This window comes from Rhizobium anhuiense bv. trifolii, assembly GCF_024346605.1.
Lineage (GTDB): Bacteria > Pseudomonadota > Alphaproteobacteria > Rhizobiales > Rhizobiaceae > Rhizobium > Rhizobium anhuiense.
In genome coordinates this window covers 4,676,692-4,702,105 of sequence record NZ_CP098803.1, presented here as the reverse complement: position 1 = coordinate 4,702,105, position 25,414 = coordinate 4,676,692, and the positions used below count along the sequence as shown (strand labels likewise).

General features: G+C 60.6%; 25 protein-coding genes. 18 read left to right on the top strand and 7 right to left on the bottom strand.

What is annotated here, in order from left to right:
• Window positions 1–86: 86 nt before the first annotated feature.
• Complete coding sequence (locus tag NE851_RS31625; RefSeq protein ID WP_174824501.1) at window positions 87–740, bottom strand: GntR family transcriptional regulator; 654 nt, start codon at window positions 738–740, stop codon at window positions 87–89.
• Window positions 741–852: 112 nt separating this feature from the next.
• Between NE851_RS31625 and NE851_RS31620 the strand changes: the two genes are divergently transcribed.
• A complete protein-coding gene (locus tag NE851_RS31620; protein WP_063473790.1) occupies window positions 853–1,536 on the top strand; it encodes a GntR family transcriptional regulator in 684 nt (227 codons plus the stop codon).
• A 136-nt stretch (window positions 1,537–1,672) separates the two neighbouring features.
• Here the strand turns inward: NE851_RS31620 and lhpI are convergent, their stop codons facing one another.
• The 5 genes from lhpI to speB form a co-directional block, all read right to left on the bottom strand.
• Window positions 1,673–2,644: a bifunctional Delta(1)-pyrroline-2-carboxylate/Delta(1)-piperideine-2-carboxylate reductase gene (gene lhpI / locus NE851_RS31615; RefSeq protein ID WP_254959798.1), complete on the bottom strand. Its 972-nt coding sequence runs from the start codon at window positions 2,642–2,644 to the stop codon at window positions 1,673–1,675.
• A gap of 157 nt (window positions 2,645–2,801) precedes the next feature.
• Window positions 2,802–3,449: an amino acid ABC transporter permease gene (locus NE851_RS31610; protein WP_027682549.1), complete on the bottom strand. Its 648-nt coding sequence runs from the start codon at window positions 3,447–3,449 to the stop codon at window positions 2,802–2,804.
• Complete coding sequence (locus NE851_RS31605; RefSeq protein ID WP_047615602.1) at window positions 3,446–4,114, bottom strand: amino acid ABC transporter permease; 669 nt, start codon at window positions 4,112–4,114, stop codon at window positions 3,446–3,448. The genes NE851_RS31610 and NE851_RS31605 overlap by 4 nt, the downstream gene beginning before the upstream one ends.
• 140 nt (window positions 4,115–4,254) lie before the next feature.
• Window positions 4,255–5,052 (bottom strand): transporter substrate-binding domain-containing protein, encoded by a 798-nt coding sequence (locus NE851_RS31600; RefSeq protein WP_047615601.1) that lies wholly within the window; start codon window positions 5,050–5,052, stop codon window positions 4,255–4,257.
• Window positions 5,053–5,136: 84 nt separating this feature from the next.
• Complete coding sequence (speB, locus tag NE851_RS31595) at window positions 5,137–6,198, bottom strand: agmatinase (RefSeq protein WP_063473786.1); 1,062 nt, start codon at window positions 6,196–6,198, stop codon at window positions 5,137–5,139.
• Window positions 6,199–6,458: 260 nt separating this feature from the next.
• On the opposite strand from speB, the gene NE851_RS31590 reads away from it, so the two are divergent.
• The 6 genes from NE851_RS31590 (at window position 6,459) to NE851_RS31565 (ending at window position 11,944) form a co-directional block, all read left to right on the top strand.
• Window positions 6,459–7,535 carry an extracellular solute-binding protein gene (locus tag NE851_RS31590; RefSeq protein ID WP_027682553.1) on the top strand — a complete coding sequence of 359 codons (1,077 nt, stop codon included), beginning with the start codon at window positions 6,459–6,461 and terminating at the stop codon, window positions 7,533–7,535.
• Between the two features lie 93 nt (window positions 7,536–7,628).
• Window positions 7,629–8,513: an ABC transporter permease gene (locus tag NE851_RS31585; RefSeq protein WP_127431285.1), complete on the top strand. Its 885-nt coding sequence runs from the start codon at window positions 7,629–7,631 to the stop codon at window positions 8,511–8,513.
• Entirely contained in the window at window positions 8,510–9,349 is an 840-nt protein-coding gene (locus NE851_RS31580; RefSeq protein ID WP_047615593.1) for an ABC transporter permease, read from the top strand. Before NE851_RS31585 ends, NE851_RS31580 begins: the two co-directional genes overlap by 4 nt.
• Window positions 9,350–9,359: 10 nt before the next feature.
• Window positions 9,360–10,424, top strand: coding sequence for an ABC transporter ATP-binding protein (locus tag NE851_RS31575; RefSeq protein ID WP_183904474.1), 1,065 nt, complete (start codon window positions 9,360–9,362; stop codon window positions 10,422–10,424).
• 121 nt (window positions 10,425–10,545) lie between these two features.
• On the top strand, window positions 10,546–11,415 hold the full coding sequence (locus NE851_RS31570; RefSeq protein ID WP_174824500.1) for a LysR family transcriptional regulator: 870 nt from the start codon (window positions 10,546–10,548) through the stop codon (window positions 11,413–11,415).
• Between the two features lie 175 nt (window positions 11,416–11,590).
• Window positions 11,591–11,944: a RidA family protein gene (locus tag NE851_RS31565; protein WP_047616157.1), complete on the top strand. Its 354-nt coding sequence runs from the start codon at window positions 11,591–11,593 to the stop codon at window positions 11,942–11,944.
• A 166-nt stretch (window positions 11,945–12,110) separates the two neighbouring features.
• Here NE851_RS31565 and NE851_RS31560 read toward each other — a convergent pair whose 3' ends face one another.
• Entirely contained in the window at window positions 12,111–12,605 is a 495-nt protein-coding gene (locus tag NE851_RS31560; protein WP_254959789.1) for a hypothetical protein, read from the bottom strand.
• A gap of 315 nt (window positions 12,606–12,920) precedes the next feature.
• Here NE851_RS31560 and sdhC point away from each other — a divergent pair, with 315 nt between their 5' ends.
• The 11 genes from sdhC to NE851_RS31505 all read left to right on the top strand — a co-directional run bounded on the left by sdhC (window position 12,921) and on the right by NE851_RS31505 (window position 25,408).
• Entirely contained in the window at window positions 12,921–13,316 is a 396-nt protein-coding gene (sdhC, locus tag NE851_RS31555; protein ID WP_047616030.1) for a succinate dehydrogenase, cytochrome b556 subunit, read from the top strand.
• A 10-nt stretch (window positions 13,317–13,326) separates the two neighbouring features.
• Complete coding sequence (gene sdhD / locus NE851_RS31550; RefSeq protein ID WP_047615588.1) at window positions 13,327–13,707, top strand: succinate dehydrogenase, hydrophobic membrane anchor protein; 381 nt, start codon at window positions 13,327–13,329, stop codon at window positions 13,705–13,707.
• Between the two features lie 7 nt (window positions 13,708–13,714).
• Complete coding sequence (gene sdhA, locus NE851_RS31545; protein ID WP_254959785.1) at window positions 13,715–15,556, top strand: succinate dehydrogenase flavoprotein subunit; 1,842 nt, start codon at window positions 13,715–13,717, stop codon at window positions 15,554–15,556.
• Window positions 15,557–15,574: 18 nt separating this feature from the next.
• Entirely contained in the window at window positions 15,575–16,354 is a 780-nt protein-coding gene (locus NE851_RS31540; RefSeq protein WP_003567268.1) for a succinate dehydrogenase iron-sulfur subunit, read from the top strand.
• A 383-nt stretch (window positions 16,355–16,737) separates the two neighbouring features.
• Entirely contained in the window at window positions 16,738–17,256 is a 519-nt protein-coding gene (locus tag NE851_RS31535; protein WP_047616025.1) for a protease inhibitor Inh/omp19 family protein, read from the top strand.
• Between the two features lie 47 nt (window positions 17,257–17,303).
• The gene (gene zapE, locus NE851_RS31530; protein WP_047615585.1) at window positions 17,304–18,467 is read left to right on the top strand and encodes a cell division protein ZapE; all 1,164 of its coding nucleotides are present in this window, start codon (window positions 17,304–17,306) and stop codon (window positions 18,465–18,467) included.
• A 177-nt stretch (window positions 18,468–18,644) separates the two neighbouring features.
• Entirely contained in the window at window positions 18,645–19,607 is a 963-nt protein-coding gene (gene mdh / locus NE851_RS31525) for a malate dehydrogenase (protein WP_007822364.1), read from the top strand.
• Window positions 19,608–19,641: 34 nt separating this feature from the next.
• Entirely contained in the window at window positions 19,642–20,835 is a 1,194-nt protein-coding gene (sucC, locus tag NE851_RS31520; protein ID WP_132574293.1) for an ADP-forming succinate--CoA ligase subunit beta, read from the top strand.
• 8 nt (window positions 20,836–20,843) lie between these two features.
• The gene (locus NE851_RS31515; protein WP_254959739.1) at window positions 20,844–21,335 is read left to right on the top strand and encodes a DUF1579 family protein; all 492 of its coding nucleotides are present in this window, start codon (window positions 20,844–20,846) and stop codon (window positions 21,333–21,335) included.
• Between the two features lie 13 nt (window positions 21,336–21,348).
• On the top strand, window positions 21,349–22,251 hold the full coding sequence (gene sucD, locus NE851_RS31510) for a succinate--CoA ligase subunit alpha (protein WP_063473779.1): 903 nt from the start codon (window positions 21,349–21,351) through the stop codon (window positions 22,249–22,251).
• A gap of 172 nt (window positions 22,252–22,423) precedes the next feature.
• Entirely contained in the window at window positions 22,424–25,408 is a 2,985-nt protein-coding gene (locus NE851_RS31505) for a 2-oxoglutarate dehydrogenase E1 component (protein WP_254959736.1), read from the top strand.
• The last annotated feature ends 6 nt before the right edge of the window (window positions 25,409–25,414 follow it).

Sequence of the window (25,414 nt, the reverse complement as noted above, 5' to 3'; positions counted from 1 at the left end):
GTTGGATCCCAACCTTGCATTCAAGTGGGATCCCACTTTTATACAAAAGTTCACCGTTGATGCAAGTGCATTCTCAATTCATCGATTCAGTAGTTTGCTAGGACGCCCTGACGTACGACTTCGAGATGATCGGTCATGGCTTGGCGAGCCGCCTCGGCATCGCTGGAGGCCAAGGCAAGCAGGATCGCTCGATGTTCTCGCACGCCCGGCTTCGCGCGTACGACAGGCAGCTGTCGCTCGAAGATCGTTGTGTAGCGCCGCATCTCCGCGATCGTGGTTGCCATAAAGGGGTTGCGGCTCTCGCTTGCGATATAGTTGTGAAGCGCATCGTCAAACGCCCAGACTGCCTCAGGGTCAGGTTCGGGGTCGTCCTCGATCTCGTCAAGCATCCTTGTCAAAGCGTCCAGTTCAAGTCGCGAAACGTGGGGACTGGCGAGCGCGGCCGCAGTTGGTTCGAGCAGCATCCTCATGGTGAGGCTGTCAAGGTAGTCCTTGAGACTGATGACCCTGACCGAGAGAACGCCTTTTTCGTTTCTGACAAGAAGTCCTTCCCCTTCGAGACGTCCCAGCGCGTGACGCATAGGAGAACGCGAAACAGCATGTTTGGTCGCCAGGCGACGTTGCTGGACGACCGATCCCCCCGCGAGCCTGGCTGATAGAATATCGGCCAGCAGGGAACGGTAGGTTTCGTCAGCAAGGCTGGAGTCGCCAACTTCATTCAGACCATCGTCCATCTGCACTCGTTCCAGTCCTTTTCCAAATCGGCTATCATATGTAACAAGTGATCGCGTAAGGAAAGCACGATGCCGCGTCGAGCGGCCAACGACCTAAAGAACAAGGAAATGGCAAACGGTGACAGACGCCTTAGAGGCCTCGGGTCGGAAAATTGCGGAGAAAGGGCAGCATAATCTTGCATCGCTGACCTACAAGGCCGTGTCCGACATGATCCGGCATCGCCGGCTGAAAGGCGGGCATGTCATCGTTGAGGCAAGGCTTGCCGAGACACTTGGGATTTCGAGGACGCCGCTGCGGGAAGCGCTGCAGAGGTTGGAGGGCGAAGGCCTGGTTCGCAAGGGCGACGGCCGAAACTACGTCGTGCGACAGGTGGATGTCGGCGAGTATCTTCAAAGCTTGAAACTGAGGTTGTTGATCGAACCTGAAGCAGCAGTACTGTCGATAAACGCTATTCCGCGACGACTTTTGATGAGCGTCCGGCAGGAAATCCACGACCTTCTGGACGCCACGGCGTATCACACAGACGCGCACTGGTTCTCGGACGACAATCTCCATAATATGATCATCGATCATTGCGGCAACGCGGTAATGGCCAAGGTATTGCGGGAGCTTCGGGCGACCACGCGTCTCTTCGAAATCGACCGCCTGAAAGATCGCCTGAAGCCGGACTCCACGGAACACCTCGTTATCATCGAGGCGATCGACCGGGGCGACGTCGAGGAAACTCGCCGAGCTGTCGCCCACCACATCGAAAGCTTAATCGCATTTACCCGGATGCATCTACACGTCGCTGACCTCTAGCGATCGAGTGGACCGTAGGAGCAAGCCCGGTGAAACGATGATGGAGCCTCAATCAGAGGCTTTTGTTCGAGTCAAAGTCCTCGATGCCTCGATCAGCCATCTTCTTTTCGCTGGGCATCGCCCGGACCAAAAGACGTCAGCCGGCGATCAAGGCGGCTTCATACACCATCGTCGCGGCGGCAAGATCAGCCAACGCCGTTCCGACTGCCTTGTAGAGAGTGATCTCGTCGTTGGACGTCCGCACCGGAATATCCCGGCGGCACAGCTCATCAAGTGTCGCACGCACTGCATCTGTAGACATGACGCCAGCCCTGATCGGCTGAACCAGATCGCCTGCTTCGTGAAGGGCTTCGTGCGTGTCGATATAGACCGAGGAGCGCCGAAGCGCTTCGTCATCGGCCTCGCGCATCGCCGGCGTGAAGCCGCCGATCAGATCGACATGGGTGCCCGGCTTCAGCCATTCGCCTCGGATAAGCGGTGCGGTCGCCAGCGTCGCTGCGCTGACGATATCGGCTTGCCGCGTCGCGGCTTCCAGATCCGTGACGGCGGTGGCCTGGAGGCCGCGTTGCCGGAGGCTCTGCGCCAGCCGTTCCGCGCTGGCGGGATCGATATCCCAGATATCGACATGCGCGATCGGCCGGACGGGGCGGTAGGCATCGGGTATGAGGCTCGCGACGCGGCCTGCGCCGATCACCAGCAGACGGTGCGCGTCCTTTCGAGCGAGATAGTCCGCGGCAAGGGCCGATGCCGCCACCGTACGGCGCGCCGTGATCGTGTTACCGTCAAGGAGCGCAAGCTGCATCCCGGTCCGGCCATCATAGAGCATATAGGTCGAGGTCAAACCGGGAATGCCGCGCGCCGTGTTGCCGGGAAAGACAGTAACGATCTTGATGCCAAGGTAGCGCTCCGACCGGTGCGTTTCGTGCCAGGCCGGCATGAGAAGCAGGGTCGCATCCGGCTCGCCGCTATTGGCTATCGTGTGGTGATGCCGTACCGGCACAACACAGCCTTCGGCAAATGCTTGCCGCAAAGTCGCAACCAGCGCGTCGAAAGGGAGAAGCTCGCCCGTTGTCCGGGCATCGAGAATACGGATTTGTGAGTCGGTCATTGAAGCGATCTCTCAGTGAGTTCTGACTGCTGGATAAAGCGAGTTCTGTGTGATTGAACGAGGCCGCGTCGCCGCTGCGCGGCGCACCAGCTTTTCAACCGGCATCGGCCCTTTGGACATTCCGTTGCGATCGGAATGCGGGGCAACGCGGCACCGCTCAGCCAAACGCCGCCTTCTTCTCCAGAATTCTGGCGTATTGCGTCAGCGGATAGCACAGGGCGAAGAAGATCACGGCGACGAGACCGTAGACCTTGAACGGTTCGAAGGTCGCGTTGTTGATGGCGTTTGCGGTCTTCAGCAGTTCTTCGAAGCCGAGGATCGAGGCCAGTGCGGTGCTCTTGATCAACTGAACCAAGAACCCGACGGTCGGCGCGCGCGTGATCCGGAAAGCCTGCGGCAGGATGACAAGGCGAAGTTCGAGGAGACGGTGCAAACCCAGGCTGGCTGCGGCGTCCCATTGCCCGCGCGGCACCGCCTCGACGCCGCTCCGCCAGATTTCGGCCAGATAGGCGCTGGCATAGAACGTCAGGCCGCAGACGGCGGCAGTCCATGACTCGATGCGGAAACCGAGCATCGGCAGGCCGAAGAACATCAAAAAGAGCTGCATGAGGAGCGGTGTTCCCTGAAACAGGGCAATGTAGCCGGACGCGAAGCTGCGCGGCCAGCGCGTTTTCGATATTCGTGCAGAGAGGATCGCCAGGCCAACGATGGCGCCGCCGGCAAAGGCTGCGAGCGAAAGCAACAGGGTCCAGCGTGTTGCGAAGACAAGATTGCGCAGAATGTCCCAGAAGGTGAACTCAATCATGCCAGACCGGCTCCCAGAAAACGGCGTTTCCCGGCGAAAAGGAGCCGGCGAAGAGCGGCGGACATCAAAAGGTAGATCAACGTCGCCACCAGATAGGTCTCGAAGGAGCGGAAGGTGCGCGACTGAAGCAGATCGGCCTCCTGCGCCAGCTCGCGGACGGATATTTGCGAAACCACCGCCGATTCCAGCATCATGATGATGATCTGGCTCGTCAGCGCCGGAAAAATGATGGCGAGCGCTTGCGGCAGGATGATCTTGAAGAACACCAGCCGAGGCCTGAGGCCGAGTGCCTGCGCCGCCTCTTTCTGGCCTCTCGGTATGGCATCGAGCCCGGCCCCGACCACCTCGATCGTGTAGGCCGCCATGTTGAGTGTCATGGCAAGAACTGCGGCAGAGATCGGATCAAGGCGAATGCCGAGGCTGGGCAAGCCGAAGAAGATGAAGAACAGCTGCACCAGGAATGGCGTATTGCGCATGACTTCCACATACAGGCCGACGGCCTTGCGCAACCATGGATAAGGTCCCCGGCGCGCCGCCGCGCCGAGAACGCTGAGAACGATGCCGAGGACCGATGTGGAGGCCGTCAGTGCAAGCGTCGTGCCTGCGCCATAAGCCAGAGCGCCCATTCCGTCCCAAAGCCAATTGAAATCCAGGCTGTATCTCATCGCTTGTCCTTTGGAGCCGGATGACCTGGGCTGGGTCGGCCCGAAATCTCGATCCGCCTCTCAACCAAAGAATTGGAGCATGATGCCACCGGAATCGCTTGCGGTTTTCGACATCATGCTCTGGTGAGGGGAGGCCGACCTCAGTCCTTCAGGTTTTCAGGGTTGAGCGGTGCTTTCAGCCAGCTCTTCGAGCTTGCGTCGAGTGAACCATCGGCAATCATTGCGGCGACGCTATCATTGACGGCCTTCTTCAGGCCCTCCTCGCCCTTGCGGAGCGCGATGTGCGAGGGAGAGCTGAGGAGCTGGAATTTCTGCTCCGGCTTCAGTTCGTCCTGTCGTGCCAGAACCTGCGCACCGACATCGTTGCCAACGACCATCAACTGGGTCTGGCCGGATATGAAGGCCTGGATGACCGAATTGTAGTTCTCGAAACGCTGGATCGCAGCCGAGCCGGGGGCGGCGGCGGTCAGCGAGGTGTCTTCGAGCGTCCCGCGATTGACGGCGACGGTCTTGTCGGCAAGGTCTTCCTTGCCGCTCACCTTCAGCGCAGCCGGACCGATGACGGCGATATAGTAGGGGGCGTACGGGGCGGCAAAATCGATAACCTCGGCACGCTCCTTCGAATAGCCGACGCTCATCAGCAGATCGACGCGGTCGTCGTTCAGGTAGGCGATCCTGTTCTGACCAGTCACGCTCACGAGATTGAGTTTCACGCCGAGCCCGTCGGCGATCTTCTGGGCGACGTCGACGTCATAGCCTTTGATGCTCATATCGGCGCTTGCCGAAGAGAAGGGCGGGAAATCGGAGAAGATGCCGATGTTGATCTCGCCTGCAGCTTTGATATCGGCAAGTTCGTCGGCCTGTGCGGCCCCTGCCAGGATGCCGAACACGGCAATTGCTGCGGTGGCGGCGTAGCGCAATTTCATAAGAGCAGTCATGTCGTTCCCCTTTTTGAGACGTCTTGTGCGACAGGTGATGGATGGCAGCGGACACGAGGCACGCTGCCGGTGTGAAGCTGGTTCTCAGGTCACGTTTGTCCTGGCCGCGGGACTGAACATCGCGAGGCACAGGAGTTCGAACAGGACCTGCGCGGCGATCTGCGCGGTGTTGGTGGTGTTGTCGTATTGCGGCGCGATTTCCACGACGTCGCCGCCGATGAGGTTGATGCCTTTGAAGCCGCGCAGCAGGGTCAAGGCCTCCCTCGGCTGAAGCCCGCCCACTTCTGGCGTGCCGGTTCCCGGAGCGAAGGCCGGATCAAGGCTGTCCACGTCGAAACTGAGATAGGTCGGACCGGCGCCGACAACCTCCAGAGCCTTTGCGATCACGGCCTTGAGACCCATCTCCGCCACCTCTTCTGCGTGGATGACGGTCATGCCGGAGGCAAAGGAGAACTCCCAGAGATATTCGCCGCCGCCGCGGATGCCGATCTGGATCGTCCGCTTCGGATCGAGCACGCCCGCCAGAACCGCCTCGCGGAACGGCGCGCCGTGATGGAACTTGGAGCCCTCATAGGGACCTGCGGTGTCGCAATGAGCGTCGATGTGGATCATGCCTACCGGCCGGCTGGCCGCCAGGCCCTTGAGAATGGCGCCGGAGATCGAATGGTCGCCGCCGACCGACAGCGGAATAACCCCGGTTGCCGCGATCATCCGGTAGCAGGCCTCGATATCGGCATGGCATTCGGCCAGGCCGAACCGGCTGCGCATCGGCACGTCGCCGACATCGGCGACTTTCAACCCTCCCATCGGCGCGACACGCAGAACATGCTCGTAGGGGCCGACACGCTCGATCGCCCGGACGGCCCGCGGCCCCAGCCGCGCGCCGGCGCGATTGGTGACGCCGAGGTCCATCGGCACGCCGATCAGAGCCACGTCAAGCGCCTCAAGCACCTCGGGCCGCAAGCCGTTCTCGATGAAACGGGCGTCCAGAAAGGTCGCAGGATCGGCAAAGGGCCATTTGCGGCTGTCGCCGTCCTTGAACACGCTCGCCGCCACGGCGCGGAAGTGCGGATCTTCCATCTCCCCGCCTGCGGCGCTGCCGAAGCGCTTTCTCAAGTTTTCCAGAAAATCCCGATCAATGGTCAAGGCAGGCTCCCACGTATTGATGCAGCCGTCATCATCAGCGCCGCACGCTTCTCTTGGAACCGCGAAAATTCGAGAGGGGATATAACGATTGCTGATAGCTCGGATCCGCCGAGGCGCCGCGATGCGGGTTGTGCATTCATCGGTATGTTCAGAAAACTTTATAACCCGGCGAGAATTTTCCCACTACCGCGGTCGGCAACCTCCCAGCAGTCTCCGATACGAACGGTCCGGCAGAGGGCCGACAACAAAGGGAACCTACCATGTTGCACGATATGACACGCCGCCGCTTCCTCGGATCCGCCGCTGCCGCGGGGATTGCCGGCACGATGACCGGGTTTGCGAGATCCGCCGCAGCCGGCAGCGGCAATCTGACCGCCGTTGAATGGGGCGGCGATGTCGTCGAGGCCATGAAGCAGATTGCCGCCGACCAGAATGCGGCGACGTTCAACTGGGTTCTCCATCAGGGCGGCGCGGGCGCGATCCTGCCAAAGATCAAGGCCGTCTGGCCGAATGTCGACTACGACTACGTCGCCGGCTGGGAGGGCTCATTCAACAGCATGGTGAAGGAGGATTGGCTCGAGACCATCAATCCTGCCGATGTTCCCAACCTTGCGAATATTCCCGAGAAAATCATCATTCGGGACGGCAAGGGGAATATCAAAGCGGTCCCACGCGCCGTTGGCGGCATGTATTTCGGCGCCCGAACCGACACGGCTCCGATCGCTGTGAAGACCATCGATGATCTGCTGAGCCCCGATCTTAAGGGGGCGATCTGCTGGCCAGGCCCGACACAGAGCATGATGCTCCAGATCGTCGCGCTCGCCCTTCACGCCGGCGGCAGTGAAACGAATATGGAACCCGGGTGGAAGCTCATGACGGAACTGGCGAAATCCGGCAATATCGGCCGCGTCGCCATCACCGATATCGATTTCACCAATTCGTTGACGTCGGGCGAGACCTCCGTCGGCTTCTTCGCTGAGCCCGGCTGGGCGGCCGTGGCGAAGAACTTCCCGGTTACGCGTTTCACCAAGGACAGCAACTTCAAGGCCTTCCTCTACCAGAGCGGTTTCGGCGTGCTGAAGAATAGGCCGAACACCAAGGCAACGCTCGATTTCGTCAACTTCGCGATCAGCCCGGACATGAACTCGCTCTACGCCAAGGTGGCGGGCGAAGCGCCGTTGAACAGCAAAGCTGTCACGCCCGACAATCTCAAGCATCTGTCCTTCACGTCGGACGAGTTTTCGAGCTTCGTCTATGTGCCGGACTACAATGTCGTTCTCGAACAGCAGGATGCCTGGTCCAAACGCTGGGAACAGGACATCGCCCCGTTGCTCTAAAGCACCTCCGGGCAGGTTATCGAAGGCGCGGCGCGGGCTTCGATAACCTCCCTTTCTCATGCCCCGCAAGGGCGAGGAAAAGGCTGTTCCACCATGACCAAAGCAATGCGGCAACCCGTTGCCATTTCTATTCCTGATCGCCGAGATGTCGCCCTGACGCTCGGACCAGCCCTCCTGGTATTCGCCTTCGGTTTTCTGTCGCCATTGGTCAATCTGGCAATCGAAAGCTTCAAGGAGTTTACGCCGGGGCGCGTCGGTTCCGTTGAAAATGCCGCGGCGACAGTTCAAAACTACTACGAGCTTGCAAACCAGGCGTTTGCGAGCGTCCTGCTGACGACTTTCTGGATCGGTGGAGCTGCCGCGATCATCGGCCAGCTCGTGGCATTCCCGCTGGCCTACTTCATCGTACGGCGCATTCCCCCGCGGATGCGGGCGCTCACTCTCGGCTTTTTGATTACGCTTGTTCTCTCCAGCGTCCTGATCAAGACCTATGCGATCGAACTGACCTTCGGGTCGGTCGGCATCTTCCGCCCCTTCCTCTTGACACTTGGCCTTTCGCCAAACAGCCGCGAATATATCAATATCGTCGTGACTGCGGGTCTGGTTCACTCGATCATACCGGTCGCAACGCTGACGCTGATTGGCGCGATGCAATCGATCGATCCGCGTCTGCTCGATGCAGCCCAGTCGCTCGGCGCGCCGGGATGGAAAGCCCATCTGTCGATCACGCTTCCCCTGAGCTTCCCGGCTCTGATCTCAAGCACGCTTGTCTCGCTGACTTTCGCGATCAGCGCCTTCGTCATTCCCATGGTGCTCGGGAGGGGCCGGGTGCTTTTCATATCGAACGTCATCTACACCCGGTTCAGCGATATCGCCAACTATCCGAGCGGCGCGGCGATCTCGCTCGTCATGCTTGCGGCGGCGTTGGCGGTGGTCGCTGTCATAACGTTTGCGCAGGCCTGGAAGGTTTCCCGATGAGCAGACAGTCTCTTGCAGCGCGAACCGGAGACCGGATCGCCGTTTCCCTTGCCTACGGTGTCATCGGCCTTGGATTGGCGTTCCTCGCCATCCCGTTGGTGATAACATGCATCATGGCTTTTGACGCCAGGACCTACCTTGGTCCAATGCCGCCACCTGCCTTGTCGCTTCACTGGTTCGAACGGCTGGTTTCCCAGGCGGATATCCTTACCAGCCTACGCACCAGCCTCATCTTGGCGGTGCTCACGACGGTTCTGTCCGTCACGATTGGAACTGCGGCGGCTGTTGGCCTTGCCCGTGGCAATTTTCCAGGAAAGGCGGCCCTGACTTCGGCCTTTCTCTCGCCACTCATCGTCCCGCCCGTCGTCATTGGATTCGGCCTGCTGCTTTTTCTTTCCAAGGCCGGCATCACGAATGGTATGGCGCGCCTGCTCCTCGGCCACGTGATCGTGACGTTGCCCTATTGCATAAGGACCAGTCTCGCCAGCCTTCTCGGCAGCGATCAACGATTGACGGAAGCCGCAATGGTTCTCGGCGCCACCGAGCGCCAGGCCTTCTGGACCATTACCCTGCCGCTCATGCGGACGGGCGTCGTCACCGGGGCGATCTTCGCCTTCGCCATTTCAATAGATGACGTATCGATCAGTCTCTTTCTGAGCGATCCGTCCGCAACGACCTTGCCTGTTACGCTGGTCAGCAACATGCGGGCGGCTTTCGACCTGACGATCGCTGCGGCGGCCGTGGTCCTGATTGCCGTCACCGCGTTGCTGATCGTCGTGCTGGACCGGGTCGTCGGCTTCGACACTGTCGTCGGCCAGGGTTTGTTTCGTTCTTGAGGACAATACGATGATTTCTGCCGTGGAATTTCAAGGGGTCAGCAAGCGCTTCGGCGAAACCGTCGCCCTCGGTAATATCTCCTTCTCGGTGAATCCAGGTGAAACAATCGCACTGCTCGGACCAAGCGGCTGCGGCAAGACCACCATTCTTCGGCTCATTGCCGGATTCGAGCGGCCCGACAAAGGCTCGATCTTGATCGACGGCGAGCCGATGGCCGGATTGAAACCCTATGAGCGCAATGTCGGGCTGCTGTTCCAGCATTACGCTCTTTTCCCGCATATGACCGTCGAACAGAACATCGGCTACGGACTTCGCCATCGCAACCATCCGCCGGAGCAAATACCTCGCCGCATTGCCGAGATGCTTGAGCTCGTCCGGCTCGTCGGTTTCGGACAGCGGCGGCCGCACCAGTTGAGCGGCGGCCAGCAGCAGCGTGTTGCGCTGGCGCGGGCGCTTGCCACCCATCCGAGCCTTGTTCTTCTGGATGAGCCCTTGTCGGCCCTCGACGCCAAGCTTCGGCATGAGTTGCGCACCGAATTGAAGGATGTGCTCGCCGCGGTCGGCTCGACCGCAATCGTGGTAACCCACGACCAGGAAGAGGCGATGAGCCTGGGAGAGCGCATATTCGTGATGAACCGTGGAGCAATCATGCAATCCGGCAGGCCGGATGATGTGTATTGGCGTCCAGACTCGCGTTTCGTCGCGGATTTCATGGGACGGACGAATTGGATTCACGGCTCGATTTTGGCAGCGGGCGGATCGGCGCGCAAATTTCGCTCCGAATCCGGCTGGGAGTTTCCGGTCGCGTCCACGGGAAGCCTTTCCGGTGCCGCCGAGATTTGCGTGAGGCCGGAAAGCGTCGAGATATCGTCCGGCGCTCCGGGAGCCGGGGCCATGCCCGGACGCGTTGCCGACGTTGTGACACTAGGTGCGTTCAGGCATATCGTTCTGGACCTCGTCAGCGGTGACCGCATAATCTCGGCTTGCCCTAACCGTCCAGACATAGCCTTCGCTCGCGGGCAGGAGATCAGCGTTTCCATTCCGCCGGAGGCATGCGTCCTCTTCGCGCGATAAGCTGGCATTGACGGGACGCAGCCCCGGGCAAAGGATCGCCGGTTGCCGGAAGAACATGGTTCGTCCAATATCCGCTTATCGGCAGAGAAGCCCTCGGCTCTCGAGCGCCACAAAGTATGGAATGCGGCTCCTGATGCTTGATCTTGATTCCTATCTGCTTCGTGCATTTCTGACCGTCGCGGAGATCGGCACCGTCAATGGAGCAGCCGCCAAGCTGAACAGAACGCAGGCGGCGGTGAGCATGCAGATCCGCAAGCTGGAGGAGCTTGTCGGCGTTACGCTGTTTTCGCGTTCGTCAAAAGGCCTCGAGCTCACGAGCCATGGGCAGATCATGCTGGCTTATGCCCGCGAAATGGTCGCCCTCAGCGACGAGGTCGAGAAAAGGCTGACAGGCAAGATGATCGAGGACCGCATCCGCCTCGGCGTCGTTGAGGACTTCGCAGCCGGCCACCTGATCGACATTCTTAGCGACTTCAGAGCCCAGAACCCGAAGGTCGAGATCGATATCATCGTCGAGCCGAATCGCCGCCTCGCCAGCCTGTTTGAAGACAGGAAGCTGGATCTCGTGGTTTGCGACATCACCTGCCTCTCGCGAAAACCGACCCTGATCTGGACCGAATATTTGATGTGGACGGTCAGATCCGACTTTGTGGCGGATGCGGAAAAACCGCTTCCCATCATTATGTTCGAGGAGGAGTGTCCCTGGACGCTCCCGACGATTGCCGCTCTGTCTCAGCGGAACATCAAGTGGAAGACGGCGTGCGTCGCATCGACGCTGGTGGCCATGGCGACCGCGGTTCGCGTCGGTATCGGTATCGCACCGATGATGCTCAACACGAAACCGGAGGGCTGCCGGACGCTTGACAAATCGGCGGATCTGCCCGGGCCGGTGCGCATCGAGATCGGTCTCTATGCTCAGTCCGAGACGGCCGAGGGCGCGCGCTACCTTGTGGACTTCATTTCGCGGCATACGGCCATTTTGTCCAGCTAAAGCCTTGAGCCAACAGAATGCTTCAATCTGACCAGGAAGGCTTTAGGAGCGTTCAGCTTCTATTATATCGGCTCAACTTAATTCCCTCTACCGGAATAGCCAGCCAAGCCCCACAGTGATTCCAATGAAGGGTCGAACGGCCCAATCTCAAGCATTCATGGAAGTCGCGAATACGATGATGGGGCAAGCCAAAGTTGACGAAACTCTCCTCGCAGATGCCGCCTATCTGCCCGGTCAGGTCGCAAACCTGACGAGAGGAGCGAGCGTGACGGCGCAAACCAACGAAATACTGGAGCGCATCGATGACATGCTGCTGCGCGAAGGGACCGATAAGGCGGAGATCATTCTCGCCAACATTTGGCTCAGCGACCTTGCCTCATTCGAGGAAATGAACAGAGCCTGGGATGCCTGGATGCCGGAAAGCGGAACGCCACGGCGGGCGACGTTTGAGGACAAGAATCTCCCGCCGATGTGCGCCATCCGTATTGACGTAGCCGCGTCGCGAAAGAGTGGGGCCGGGCAAATTTGAGCCGCCGGCGTTCGTCATCTTCATATCCTTGTCAGCAAAGCTGACCACGAAAGGCTCTAAAGCACGTCGCGTCAAATCGGAATCATGCGACGCGCTTTAAGTCTTTGTTTTATGCATGTCGTTGTCCCAAAACCGCTGCACACTTTTGTGCGACATGCATTACGGCCTAAGGCCGGATGATGCAGACATTGGCCTCGTAGGCACAGGGATCGTCCTGCACGGCGACGTCGATGACCTTCGCCTTCGGCGCCAGCTGTTCAGGCCGCGGGGCCGGATAGAAACCATAGCCGTCGCCGCCGACATAGGTTCCGCCATCGACCTGATAGGCATAGGAAGAACCGGCATAGGTGCCGCCGCTGTCGCCACCCTGTCCTTGGGGCAGGACGAAGATGAGATTGCTGCGGGCGATGCGATTTGTCGCCGGCGATGAAAACTGTTTCAGGAACGGCATTCGCTCTTTGCGGTTGCGATACCGATAGGCATTGTCGAAACGGATGCCGCGATCGCGCCAGCCGGCACGTTCGCCGAGGAACAATCCGCCGTGGACAGCGTGGCGATGGCCGGGAAAGCGATGATCGCTGCGGCGGTCGCCGGCTTCGGCGGGCAAGGCGGCAAGTGCGGACAGGGCAAGCAGGGTGACTGCGGACAGACTGCGAAACATGGGTGGCCGGCCTCCGGAATTCCGATCCTTAACAAATCGTTAACGCCAGATTGCGCCAAAAGCCGAAGCTTGTCCATTCAGGTCCGAGCATCGGCATCAAATTTGAGCGGAAGAGACCAGTTTCTTTAGCCTGCAAACTTCCCGGTAACGCGAATCGATTAAATTAAAAGCAGACAGCGATTGTGCTTGTCGTCGGCGTTTCCGGTGATTAAACGTCGCAATTGATGCAACGCACACAGAGAATTTTGTCATTCGTGTGGTTGACTGAGCATGCTCCGAAATCCGGGAGCGCAGAGAAGCCGCCGCGAGGTTCTGATGGCGAACGTGACAAATAACCGGCCCCTATCGCCGCATCTGCAGATTTACAAACCTATTCCCACCATGATCATGTCCATCGTCCACCGCATTACCGGTGGCGCGCTCTACGTCGGCACGCTGCTCGTCGCCTGGTGGCTGATCGCGGCGGCAAGCGGCCAGGGCTCCTATGACTGGGCCAACTGGGTGCTCGGCAGCCTTCTCGGCAAGCTCGTGCTTCTCGGTTACACCTGGGCGCTGCTGCACCACATGCTCGGCGGCTTTCGCCACTTCATGTGGGATCTCGGTTACGGTTTCGGGAAGGAATTCTCGACCAAGCTCGCCATCGCCAACATCATCGGGTCGCTCTGTCTGACCGTGCTGGTCTGGGTGATCGGCTTCCTCATTCGCTTCTGAAGGTCCTCTCATGGATATGCGCACCCCCCTCGGCAAGGTTCGCGGGCTCGGCTCCGCCAAGGACGGCACGGACCATTTCTGGCGCCAGCGGCTGACGGCCGTCGCCAATGTTCCGCTCATCCTCTTCTTTCTCATCTTCATGCTCGTCTATGCCGGCGCGCCTTATGCGGATGTGGTTCGCGCGCTGTCGAACCCCTTCGTCGCTGTTGTCATGGGGCTGATGGTGATCTCCGGCGTCATCCACATGAAACTCGGCATGCAGGTCATCATCGAGGATTACGTGCATGGCGAGTTCGGCAAGATCGCGCTGCTGATGCTGAACACGTTCTTTGCAATCCTGATCGCCGGCCTCTGTCTCTTCGCCATTCTGAAAATCGCATTCGTAGGATAAGCTTGATATGGCACCGACTTCACCCGCCCAGAATGGCAAGGCCTACAAGTATGTCGATCACTCCTACGACGTGATCGTCGTCGGCGCCGGCGGCGCCGGCTTGCGCGCCACGCTCGGCATGGCCGAGCAGGGTTTCCGCACCGCTTGCATCACCAAGGTATTCCCGACCCGCTCGCACACGGTCGCGGCCCAGGGCGGCATCGCCGCCTCGCTGCGCAACATGACGCCGGACAGCTGGCAATGGCACCTCTACGACACCGTCAAGGGTTCCGACTGGCTCGGCGACGTCGACGCCATGCAGTATCTCACCATGGAAGCGCCGAAGGCGGTCTATGAGCTCGAGCATTACGGCGTGCCGTTCTCGCGCAACGAGGAAGGCAAGATCTACCAGCGCCCGTTCGGCGGCCACATGCAGAATTACGGCGAAGGCCCGCCGGTCCAGCGCACCTGCGCCGTTGCCGACCGTACCGGCCACGCCATCCTGCATACGCTCTACGGCCAGTCGCTGCGCAACAATGCCGAATTCTTCATCGAGTATTTCGCGCTCGACCTGATCATGTCGGAAGACGGCAGCCGCTGCACCGGCGTCGTCGCCTGGTGCCTCGACGACGGCACGATCCATCGCTTCGCCGCCAAGATGGTGGTGCTGGCGACCGGCGGTTACGGTCGCGCCTATTTCTCGGCAACCTCGGCCCACACCTGCACCGGCGACGGCGGCGGCATGGTGGCGCGTGCCGGCCTGCCGCTGCAGGATATGGAATTCGTGCAGTTCCACCCGACCGGCATCTATGGTTCGGGCTGTCTGATCACCGAAGGCGCTCGCGGCGAAGGCGGTTACCTCGTCAACTCCGAGGGCGAGCGCTTCATGGAGCGTTACGCGCCTTCGGCCAAGGACCTTGCCTCGCGCGACGTCGTTTCGCGCTGCATGACGCTTGAGATCCGCGAGGGCCGGGGCGTCGGCAAGAACAAGGACCACATCTTCCTGCATCTCGACCATCTCGATCCGGCCGTTCTGCATGAACGCCTGCCGGGGATTTCCGAGAGCGCCAAGATATTCGCTGGCGTCGACGTCACGCGCGAGCCGATCCCGGTTCTGCCGACCGTTCATTACAATATGGGCGGCATTCCCACGAATTATTGGGGCGAAGTGCTGAACGCCGACAGCGCCAATCCGGAACGGATCATCCCCGGCCTGATGGCCGTGGGTGAAGCCGGCTGCGCTTCGGTGCACGGCGCCAACCGCCTCGGCTCCAACTCGCTGATCGACCTCGTGGTCTTCGGCCGCGCCGCTGCGATCCGCGCCGGCGAGGTGATCGACCGCGCGGCGCCGGTCCCGCATCTCAACGTCGCAGCCTGCGACAGGATCATGGACCGCTTCGACGGTCTGCGCTACGCCAGCGGCGGCACGCCGACGGCGGAACTGCGCGAGAAGATGCAGCGCGCCATGCAGGAAGACGCCGCCGTCTTCCGCACGCAGGAATCGTTGGAATCCGGTTGCCGGCGCATTTCGGCGATCTGGCAGGAAATGGGCGATCTGAAGGTCACCGACCGTTCGATGATCTGGAACTCCGATCTCGTGGAGACACTCGAGCTGCAGAACCTGATGGCCAACGCCATCACGACGATCTACGGCGCCGAGGCCCGCAAGGAGAGCCGTGGTTCGCATGCGCGCGAGGACTATACCGAGGGTGCATTCGCCGGCCGCGACGACGTCAACTGGCGCAAGCACACGCTCGCCTGGGTCAACGAGGCAGGCGACGTGAAACTCGACTACCGGCCGGTTCACACCGAGCTCATCGCCGAAGGCATCGATCCGCAGAAGATCGCGCCGAAGGCTCGCGTGTACTGATCTCAAGAGGAACCTGCTATGGTTGAACTCGCTCTCCCCAAGAATTCTCAGATGCGCGAAGGCAAGGTCTGGCCGAAGCCGGCGGGTGCCAAGAACACCCGCGAGTTTCGCGTCTATCGCTGGAGCCCGGATGACGGCCAGAACCCGTCGATCGATACGTTCTACATCGATGTCGACGATTGTGGGCCGATGGTGCTCGACGGTCTGCTGTACATCAAGAACAAGATCGACCCGACGCTGACGCTGCGCCGTTCCTGTCGCGAGGGCATCTGCGGATCCTGCGCGATGAATATCGACGGCACCAACACGCTCGCCTGCACCAAGGGCCTCGACGATATCAAGGGCGCGGTGAAGATTTATCCGCTGCCGCATCTGCCCGTCGTCAAGGATCTGGTTCCCGACCTCACCAACTTCTATGCCCAGCATCGTTCGATCGAGCCGTGGCTGAAGACGGTGTCGCCGGCACCGGCCAAGGAATGGAAGCAGAGCCATGAGGACCGGCAGAAGCTCGACGGCCTGTATGAATGCATCCTCTGCGCCTGCTGCTCGACCTCCTGTCCGAGCTACTGGTGGAATGGCGACCGTTATCTCGGTCCGGCCGTTCTGCTGCAGGCCTATCGCTGGCTGATCGATTCCAGAGACGAGGCGACCGGCGAACGCCTCGACAATCTCGAGGATCCGTTCCGTCTCTATCGCTGCCACACGATCATGAACTGTGCGCAGACCTGCCCGAAGGGCCTCAACCCGGCCAAGGCGATCGCCGAAATCAAGAAGATGATGGTCGAGCGCCGGGTTTGATCAGCGTGCATGCCACGACGGAATAGACGGCTTCGATCCCGAAGCCGTCACAGAGATCAGGTCGCGGCTTAGCATCTGTGCACGAAGAGGGCATTCGCATCATGGTGATGGTGCAATTCTCTTGAGTTCGCTGGAGCGCTCTTCCGAGACATTGCGCGAGTTCGACAGGCATCCTGACAGAGATGAACGCGCGCAACACCTTGCTGACAAATTCTATGTGCAGGAAGTTTTGCAGCGGGACAGTTGAACTGTATCGTTTTTCGGTTAGTTGTTGTCACGGGCAATTTGTTCAGCCCGACTTGATTAACCAAAGCGAATTACGATAATCGGACTTGTCTCACGCCCGTTTCTCTACGGCGATAGCCGAATTCAGGAGTATGATGATGCAGTTGCGATATGCGATGACAGGTCTGGTGGTGGCTCTCGCGCTAGCCGGTTGTCAGCGTACGGCATATGATTACAGCTCCAGCCCGAATGCCGGGCCGGCGCCGTTGACGGCGCAGCCGGTTCCCTCGGTGCAGGGCGGGCAGCTTCCGCCGCCGACCGGCAGCTCGCAGTTTCCGGCGGCGCCGACGGCGACGACGGCATCGATGCCGGGCGCTCAGCCTGGCGCAATGGCGGCGAATGCGCTTGATGTCACCAAGGAATCGATGGTCGGAAGCTGGCGCGTCAACGGCGGCTGCGACATGTTCCTGACGCTGACCAATCTCGGCAGCGGTTCGCGCGGCGGTACCCGCGGCTGTGTCGGCGAGCTGACGGCAATGGGGTCCTGGGAAGTTTCCGGCAAGCAGGTGCTGCTCAAGGACCGTTCGGGCAACCAGATCGGCAGCGTCTACAAGACGGCCGACAACCGCTTTGACGGACAGACGAACACGGGTCAGCCGATCAGCCTCAGCCGGTAAATGTTCCGGCAGCTCTGCTGCGACGACTGACAGGCGGATATGCCCTCATGCAACCAATGCCGGATTATGCGCTCAGCGTCTGCGAACAGCTTAAAGCGCTGACCGCATCGGGGGCACTTCAGGTCGATTCCGCACAGATGGACGTGGCAAAGAGCCTCGACCGGGTGCTTGCCGGGCTCAAGCAACGGCGCCCGGCGGCAAAATCGAGCGCGCTTGGCTGGCTGTTTGCCGCCAAGAAGAAATCCGTCGATGGCCACAAGGGGCTTTACATCCACGGCAGCGTCGGGCGCGGCAAGACCATGCTGATGGACATGTTCTTCTCGATGGCGCCGTGCAGGAAGAAGCGCCGGGCGCATTTCCACGAATTCATGGCGGATGTGCATAACCGCATCGCCGCGCACCGGCTGAAGCTCAAGAACGGCGAGACGAAGCAGGCCGATCCGATGCCGCCCGTCGCTGCCGCGCTTTACGAGGAAGCCGAGCTTCTCTGCTTCGACGAGTTCACGGTCACCGATATCGCCGATGCGATGATCCTGTCGCGGCTGTTCTCCGAGCTTTTCGCACGCGGATGCGTGCTGGTCGCGACCTCGAACGTCGAGCCCGACAATCTCTATAAGGATGGCCTCAATCGCGGCCTCTTCCTGCCTTTCGTCACCTTACTCAAGCAGCATGTCGATGTCGTAACGCTGGATTCGCCCACCGATTACCGGATGGAGAAGCTGAACAGCCAGCCGGTCTATCTGGTGCCGATCAACGAGCATAATGACATGGCGATGGATGCGTCCTGGACGCAGGCGCTGCATGGGCGCAAGGCGCAGCCGCTGGATATCCCGATGAAGGGGCGCCACATCCATGTGCCGCTCGCCGTCGACCGGATGGCGCGGTTTTCCTTCGCCGATCTTTGTGACAAGCCGCTCGGAGCAGCCGACTTTCTGGCAATCGCCGAACGCTTCGATATGGTCTTCGTCGATCACATTCCGTTGCTCGGGCCGGAAAAGCGGAACCAGATCAAACGGTTCATCATTCTGGTCGATACGCTCTACGATCATGCCGTGCGGCTTTACATCTCCGCGGCGGCGATGCCGGAGGAACTATTGGTGCACCGCAAGGGTACCGAAGGTTTCGAATTCGACCGCACGACGTCGCGGCTTTTCGAGATGCGCAGTGCAGAATATCTTGCGCTGCACCATGAGAAACGCGCCGCCGAGTAACAATCCGGTGACAGAATATTTTACGTTTACGTAAGAATTTTTGTATCTAAACGATTGAAAACGCTGCATCAAAATTAATGGATTGCCATTTTTTGGCTTTGGGTCTATGCGATTGCGTCATTGGGCGGTGCCTTGTTGCGTCCGTCCGACGAATTTGATCGCAAAGGAAACAGCGAAATGGCGCGTAACAAGATCGCACTCATTGGTTCTGGCATGATTGGTGGCACGCTGGCGCACCTCGCCGGCCTGAAGGAACTGGGCGACATCGTCCTGTTCGACATCGCGGACGGTATTCCCCAGGGCAAGGGTCTCGACATCGCACAGTCCTCTCCGGTCGAAGGCTTCGATGCCAATCTGACCGGCGCCAGCGACTATTCGGCGATTGAGGGCGCTGACGTCTGCATCGTCACTGCCGGTGTTCCGCGCAAGCCTGGCATGAGCCGCGACGACCTTCTCGGCATCAACCTCAAGGTCATGGAGCAGGTCGGTGCCGGCATCAAGAAGTATGCGCCGAACGCCTTCGTGATCTGCATCACCAACCCGCTCGACGCCATGGTCTGGGCGCTGCAGAAATTCTCCGGCCTTCCGGCCAACAAGGTCGTCGGCATGGCCGGCGTTCTCGACTCCTCGCGTTTCCGTCTTTTCCTCGCCAAGGAATTCAACGTCTCCGTCCAGGATGTCACGGCCTTCGTGCTCGGTGGTCATGGCGACACGATGGTGCCGCTCGCCCGCTACTCGACGGTCGGCGGCATTCCGCTCACCGATCTCGTCACCATGGGCTGGGTCACCAAGGAACGCCTCGAAGAAATCATCCAGCGTACCCGTGACGGCGGCGCCGAAATCGTCGGCCTGCTGAAGACCGGCTCGGCCTATTATGCGCCGGCCGCCTCGGCGATCGAGATGGCCGAATCCTACCTCAAGGACAAGAAGCGCGTTCTGCCCTGCGCGGCCCATCTCACCGGCCAGTACGGCGTCAAGGACATGTATGTCGGCGTTCCCACCGTCATCGGCGCCGGCGGCGTCGAGCGCATCATCGAGATCGATCTCAACAAGACCGAGAAGGAAGCCTTCGACAAGTCCGTCGGCGCCGTCGCCGGTCTCTGCGAGGCCTGCATCAACATCGCGCCTGCCCTCAAGTAATCGGCGCTGAAGTAATCGAAACAGGGATAGACCCATGAACATTCATGAATATCAGGCCAAGGCTCTGCTGAAGGGCTATGGCGCGCCGGTTGCCGAGGGTGTGGCCATTCTCAAGGTTGAAGAAGCCGAGGCTGCCGCCAAGTCGCTTCCCGGTCCGCTTTACGTGGTCAAGAGCCAGATCCATGCCGGCGGCCGCGGCAAGGGCAAGTTCAAGGAACTCGGTCCGGATGCCAAGGGCGGCGTTCGCCTCGCCAAGTCGATCGAGGAAGTCATTTCCCACGCCAAGGAAATGCTCGGAAACACGCTGGTGACCGCGCAGACCGGCGAAGCCGGCAAGCAGGTCAACCGCCTTTACATCGAAGACGGCGCCGACATCGCCCGCGAGCTCTATTGCTCGCTGCTGGTCGACCGCTCGGTTGGCCGGGTTGCCTTCGTCGTATCGACCGAAGGCGGCATGGACATCGAGGCTGTCGCCCACGACACACCCGAAAAGATCCAGACGATCGCCATCGATCCGGAAGCCGGCGTGACGGCTGCCGACGTTGCCGCGATCTCCAAGGCGCTTCAGCTTGACGGCGCTGCCGCCGAAGATGCGAAGTCGCTCTTCCCGGCGCTCTACAAGGCTTTCGGCGAAAAGGACATGGCTCTCCTGGAAGTCAATCCGCTGATCGTCATGAAGGATGGCCATCTGCGCGTCCTCGATGCCAAGATGTCTTTCGATGGCAACGCGCTTTTCCGTCACGACGACGTCAAGACGCTGCGCGACGAGACCGAAGAAGATGCCAAGGAAATCGAGGCCTCGAAGTGGGACCTCGCCTATGTCGCGCTCGACGGCAATATCGGCTGCATGGTCAATGGCGCCGGCCTTGCCATGGCGACCATGGATATCATCAAGCTCTACGGCAAGGAGCCGGCCAACTTCTGCGACGTCGGCGGCGGCGCTGGCAAGGAGAAGGTGGCAGCGGCCTTCAAGATCATCACCGCGGACCCCAAGGTCGAAGGTATTCTCGTCAACATCTTCGGCGGCATCATGAAGTGCGATGTCATCGCCGAGGGCGTGATAGCCGCGGTCAAGGAAGTCGGTCTCAAGGTTCCGCTCGTCGTGCGCCTTGAGGGCACCAATGTCGAGCTCGGCAAGAAGATCCTGAACGAGTCGGGTCTCGCGATCACGGCGGCTGACGACTTGGACGATGCGGCCAAGAAGATCGTCGCGGCGATCAACGGCTGAGAACGATCATGGCCTTCCAGTCCACGCCCTCCGCTGCTCATTTCCGCCTCAACGCCTTCGCCGGCGTGTGGGTAGGGGACGAGCGCGTCGCGGCGTCGGCGTGGACGAGCGAAGGCAAGGCCAGTGCTGAGTTTTCCGGCGAGGCGTTGTTCGGCGGATTCTTCCTCGAGCAGCGCTATCGCCAGACGCGGGATGGTGCTGTTTCGTTCGAGGCGCGAAATATTTTCGGCTTCGATGCTTCGGACCAGACCTACAAACTCTACCAGTTCGACTCCGCAGGTTTTGCGCCGCCCGTACCGGCGTCCGGCGAGTGGAACGGCAGTGAGCTTGTGCTGATGAAGACTTCGCCGCGCGGCAGCCAGCGCACCGTATTCACGTTTGAAAATGAAGACTGCTACCGGATGGGCGTCAGCTTTTCGCCTGCAGGCAGCGATACTTGGCAGGAGGTCGTCAGCGGCGTCTATCGTCGCGCGTCCTCCACGTCTTCCAACCTCTCCTAAACAAAGGCCTCGCATGTCCATTCTCGTCAACAAAGACACCAAGGTTCTCGTTCAGGGCCTAACCGGCAAGACCGGCACGTTCCACACCGAACAGGCGCTCGCTTACTACGGCACCCAGATGGTCGGCGGCATCCATCCGAAGAAGGGCGGCGAAACCTGGACCGGCGCGAAGGGCGAAAGCCTGCCGATCTTCGCAACCGTTGCCGAAGGCAAGGAAAAGACCGGCGCCGACGCGACGGTCATCTATGTTCCGCCGGCAGGTGCCGCCGATGCGATCATCGAGGCGATCGACGCCGAGATCCCGTTCATCACCTGCATCACCGAAGGCATCCCGGTCATGGACATGGTGCGCGTCAAGGCGCGCCTCGACCGCTCCAAGTCGCGCCTGCTCGGCCCGAACTGCCCGGGTATCCTGACGCCGGAAGAGTGCAAGATCGGCATCATGCCGGGCTCGATCTTCCGCAAGGGTTCGGTCGGTATCGTTTCCCGCTCGGGCACGCTGACCTATGAAGCCGTGTTCCAGACGTCGAACGAAGGCCTTGGCCAGACGACGGCCGTCGGCATCGGCGGCGACCCGGTCAAGGGCACCGAGTTCATCGACGTCCTGGAAATGTTCCTGGCCGACGCAGCCACCCAGTCGATCATCATGATCGGCGAAATCGGCGGCTCGGCTGAAGAGGATGCTGCACAGTTCCTCAAGGACGAAGCCAAGAAGGGCCGTAAAAAGCCGATGGCTGGCTTCATTGCTGGCCGTACGGCGCCGAAGGGCCGCACCATGGGCCATGCCGGTGCTGTGGTTTCCGGCGGCAAGGGCGATGCGGAATCGAAGATCGCGGCGATGGAATCGGCAGGCATCAAAGTGTCGCCGTCTCCGGCCCGCCTCGGCAAGACGCTGGTTGAAGTCCTCAAGGGCTAAAACCACTTAAAGACCCGGGCGGAGGAACGGCATCTGCGCCTTCCGCCCGGCCTTGACGGTACGAGACCAGCAGATGCGCCGCGGACAGGCGGCAATCGGAATGCGGCAGCCGGCGATCGAGCCGGCAAATTCATCAAAGTCAGGAGGCGGACGGAAGCGTCCGCATATCACCATGGCACGGCAAGAAGCCAACGAGCAATTTCAGATCACCTCGTTTCTGGATGGCGCCAATGCTGCCTATATCGAGCAGCTCTACGCCCGTTATGAAGACGATCCCAACTTGGTCGACGATCAGTGGCGGTCCTTCTTCAAGGCGCTGGAAGACGATCCGAACGATGTGAAGAAGGCGGCCAAGGGCGCTTCCTGGCGCAAGAAGAACTGGCCGCTGCAGGCAAGCGGCGATCTCGTCTCGGCGCTCGATGGCGACTGGGGCATCGTCGAGAAGGTGATCGAGACCAAGGTCAAGGCCAAGGCCGAAGCTGCAGGCAAGCCTGCCGACAGCACCGAGGTGCTGCAGGCGACGCGCGATTCCGTGCGCGCCATCATGATGATCCGCGCCTACCGCATGCGTGGCCACCTGCATGCCAAGCTCGACCCGCTCGGCATCGCCGCTCCGGTTGACGATTATCGCGAGCTGTCGGCGGAGAATTACGGCTTCACGGCCGCCGATTACGACCGCAAGATCTTCATCGACAACGTGCTCGGCCTGGAATACGCGACCATCCGTGAGATGATCGAAATCCTCGAGCGCACCTATTGCTCGACGCTCGGCGTCGAATTCATGCATATCTCCAATCCTGAAGAAAAGGCCTGGATCCAGGAGCGCATCGAAGGACCGGACAAGGGCGTGGCCTTCACGCCGGAAGGCAAGAAGGCGATCCTTGCCAAACTTGTCGAAGCCGAAGGCTACGAGCAGTTCCTCGACGTCAAGTTCAAGGGCACGAAGCGTTTCGGCCTCGATGGCGGCGAATCGCTGATCCCGGCGCTGGAACAGATCCTCAAGCGCGGCGGCCATCTCGGCCTCAAGGAAGCCGTGTTCGGCATGGCCCATCGCGGCCGCCTGAACGTGCTCTCCCAGGTCATGGGCAAGCCGCACCGGGCGATCTTCCACGAATTCAAGGGCGGCTCGGCCGCTCCCGACGAGGTCGAGGGCTCGGGCGACGTCAAGTACCATCTCGGTGCCTCCTCAGACCGCGAATTCGACGGCAACAAGATCCACGTTTCGCTGACGGCGAACCCGTCGCATCTCGAAATCGTCGATCCCGTCGTCATGGGCAAAGCCCGCGCCAAGCAGGACATGAATGCCGCGGTCTGGGACGGTGACATCATCCCGCTTTCCGAACGCGCCAAGGTTCTGCCGCTGCTGATCCACGGCGACGCGGCTTTTGCCGGTCAGGGTGTCATTGCCGAAATCCTCGGCCTTTCCGGTCTGCGCGGCCACCGCGTCGCCGGCACCATGCATGTGATCATCAACAACCAGATCGGCTTTACCACGAACCCGGCCTTCTCGCGCTCGTCGCCCTATCCGTCCGATGTCGCCAAGATGATCGAGGCGCCGATCCTGCACGTCAACGGCGACGATCCGGAAGCGGTGGTCTATGCCGCGAAGATCGCCACCGAATTCCGCATGAAGTTCCACAAGCCTGTGGTGCTCGACATGTTCTGCTATCGCCGCTACGGCCACAATGAAGGCGACGAACCGTCCTTCACGCAGCCGAAGATGTACAAGGTGATCCGCGCCCACAAGACCGTGCTGCAGCTCTATGCAGCCCGCCTCGTCGCCGAGGGCCTGCTCACTGAAGGCGAAGTCGAGAAGATGAAGGCTGATTGGCGCCTCCACCTCGAGCAGGAGTTCGAGGCTGGCCAGCAGTATAAGCCTAACAAGGCCGACTGGCTGGACGGCGAGTGGTCGGGCCTGCGCACGGCCGACAATGCCGACGAGCAGCGCCGCGGCAAGACCGCCGTGCCGATGAAGACTCTGAAGGAGATTGGCCGCAAGCTGTCCGAGATCCCGGCCGGCTTCAATGTGCACCGGACGATCCAGCGCTTCATGGAAAACCGCGCCAACATGATCGCCACCGGCGAGGGCATCGACTGGGCGATGGCCGAAGCGCTGTCTTTCGGCGCGCTCTGCGTCGAAGGCAGCAAGATCCGTCTGTCCGGCCAGGATTGCGAACGCGGCACCTTCTCGCAGCGCCACTCGGTTCTCTACGATCAGGAAACCGAAGAGCGCTACATCCCGCTCGCCAATCTTTCGCCGACGCAGGGGCGCTACGAAGTCATCAATTCGATGCTTTCGGAAGAGGCCGTGCTCGGTTTCGAATACGGCTATTCGCTCGCCCGCCCGAATGCGCTGACGCTCTGGGAAGCGCAGTTCGGCGATTTCGCCAACGGCGCGCAGGTGGTCTTCGACCAGTTCATCTCGTCGGGCGAACGCAAGTGGCTGCGCATGTCGGGCCTCGTCTGCCTGCTGCCGCACGGCTATGAGGGCCAGGGTCCGGAACACTCCTCGGCCCGCCTCGAGCGTTTCCTACAGCTTTGCGCCGAAGACAACATGCAGGTCGCCAACGTCACGACGCCGGCGAACTACTTCCACATCCTGCGCCGGCAGCTGAAGCGCGACTTCCGCAAGCCGCTGATCCTGATGACGCCGAAGTCGCTACTGCGCCACAAGCGGGCAGTCTCCACCCTTGCCGAAATGGCCGGCGAATCCGCCTTCCATCGCCTGCTCTGGGATGATGCCGAGGTGATCAAAGACGGCCCGATCAAGCTGCAGAAGGACAACAAGATCCGTCGTGTCGTCATGTGCTCCGGCAAGGTCTATTACGATCTTCTGGAAGAGCGTGAGAAGCGTGGCATCGACGACATCTATCTCCTGCGTGTCGAGCAGCTCTATCCGTTCCCGGCAAAGGCGCTGATCAACGAGCTGTCGCGCTTCCGCAATGCCGAGATGGTCTGGTGCCAGGAAGAGCCGAAAAACATGGGCGCATGGTCGTTCATCGACCCCTTCCTCGAATGGGTGCTCGCCCATATCGACGCGAAGTATCAGCGCGTTCGTTATACCGGCCGTCCGGCCGCCGCCTCGCCGGCGACGGGCCTGATGTCCAAGCATCTGTCGCAGCTCGCCGCATTCCTCGAGGATGCATTGGGCGGCTAAAATTAG

Excerpts from the sequence above, each read along its gene's own strand:
- NE851_RS31535 (WP_047616025.1), top strand. The coding sequence starts at position 16,738 with ATGCAGTTGCGATATGCGATGACAGGTCTGGTGGTGGCTCTCGCGCTA.
- NE851_RS31580 (WP_047615593.1), top strand. The coding sequence starts at position 8,510 with ATGAGCAGACAGTCTCTTGCAGCGCGAACCGGAGACCGGATCGCCGTT.
- NE851_RS31560 (WP_254959789.1), bottom strand. The coding sequence starts at position 12,605 with ATGTTTCGCAGTCTGTCCGCAGTCACCCTGCTTGCCCTGTCCGCACTT.
- NE851_RS31570 (WP_174824500.1), top strand. The coding sequence starts at position 10,546 with ATGCGGCTCCTGATGCTTGATCTTGATTCCTATCTGCTTCGTGCATTT.
- sdhC (WP_047616030.1), top strand. The coding sequence starts at position 12,921 with ATGGCGAACGTGACAAATAACCGGCCCCTATCGCCGCATCTGCAGATT.
- NE851_RS31565 (WP_047616157.1), top strand. The coding sequence starts at position 11,591 with ATGATGGGGCAAGCCAAAGTTGACGAAACTCTCCTCGCAGATGCCGCC.
- lhpI (WP_254959798.1), bottom strand. The coding sequence starts at position 2,644 with ATGACCGACTCACAAATCCGTATTCTCGATGCCCGGACAACGGGCGAG.
- NE851_RS31515 (WP_254959739.1), top strand. The coding sequence starts at position 20,844 with ATGGCCTTCCAGTCCACGCCCTCCGCTGCTCATTTCCGCCTCAACGCC.
- sucD (WP_063473779.1), top strand. The coding sequence starts at position 21,349 with ATGTCCATTCTCGTCAACAAAGACACCAAGGTTCTCGTTCAGGGCCTA.
- zapE (WP_047615585.1), top strand. The coding sequence starts at position 17,304 with ATGCAACCAATGCCGGATTATGCGCTCAGCGTCTGCGAACAGCTTAAA.
- NE851_RS31600 (WP_047615601.1), bottom strand. The coding sequence starts at position 5,052 with ATGACTGCTCTTATGAAATTGCGCTACGCCGCCACCGCAGCAATTGCC.
- sdhA (WP_254959785.1), top strand. The coding sequence starts at position 13,715 with ATGGCACCGACTTCACCCGCCCAGAATGGCAAGGCCTACAAGTATGTC.
- NE851_RS31540 (WP_003567268.1), top strand. The coding sequence starts at position 15,575 with ATGGTTGAACTCGCTCTCCCCAAGAATTCTCAGATGCGCGAAGGCAAG.
- NE851_RS31585 (WP_127431285.1), top strand. The coding sequence starts at position 7,629 with ATGACCAAAGCAATGCGGCAACCCGTTGCCATTTCTATTCCTGATCGC.
- NE851_RS31590 (WP_027682553.1), top strand. The coding sequence starts at position 6,459 with ATGTTGCACGATATGACACGCCGCCGCTTCCTCGGATCCGCCGCTGCC.
- NE851_RS31575 (WP_183904474.1), top strand. The coding sequence starts at position 9,360 with ATGATTTCTGCCGTGGAATTTCAAGGGGTCAGCAAGCGCTTCGGCGAA.
- mdh (WP_007822364.1), top strand. The coding sequence starts at position 18,645 with ATGGCGCGTAACAAGATCGCACTCATTGGTTCTGGCATGATTGGTGGC.
- NE851_RS31605 (WP_047615602.1), bottom strand. The coding sequence starts at position 4,114 with ATGAGATACAGCCTGGATTTCAATTGGCTTTGGGACGGAATGGGCGCT.
- sucC (WP_132574293.1), top strand. The coding sequence starts at position 19,642 with ATGAACATTCATGAATATCAGGCCAAGGCTCTGCTGAAGGGCTATGGC.
- NE851_RS31610 (WP_027682549.1), bottom strand. The coding sequence starts at position 3,449 with ATGATTGAGTTCACCTTCTGGGACATTCTGCGCAATCTTGTCTTCGCA.
- NE851_RS31505 (WP_254959736.1), top strand. The coding sequence starts at position 22,424 with ATGGCACGGCAAGAAGCCAACGAGCAATTTCAGATCACCTCGTTTCTG.
- sdhD (WP_047615588.1), top strand. The coding sequence starts at position 13,327 with ATGGATATGCGCACCCCCCTCGGCAAGGTTCGCGGGCTCGGCTCCGCC.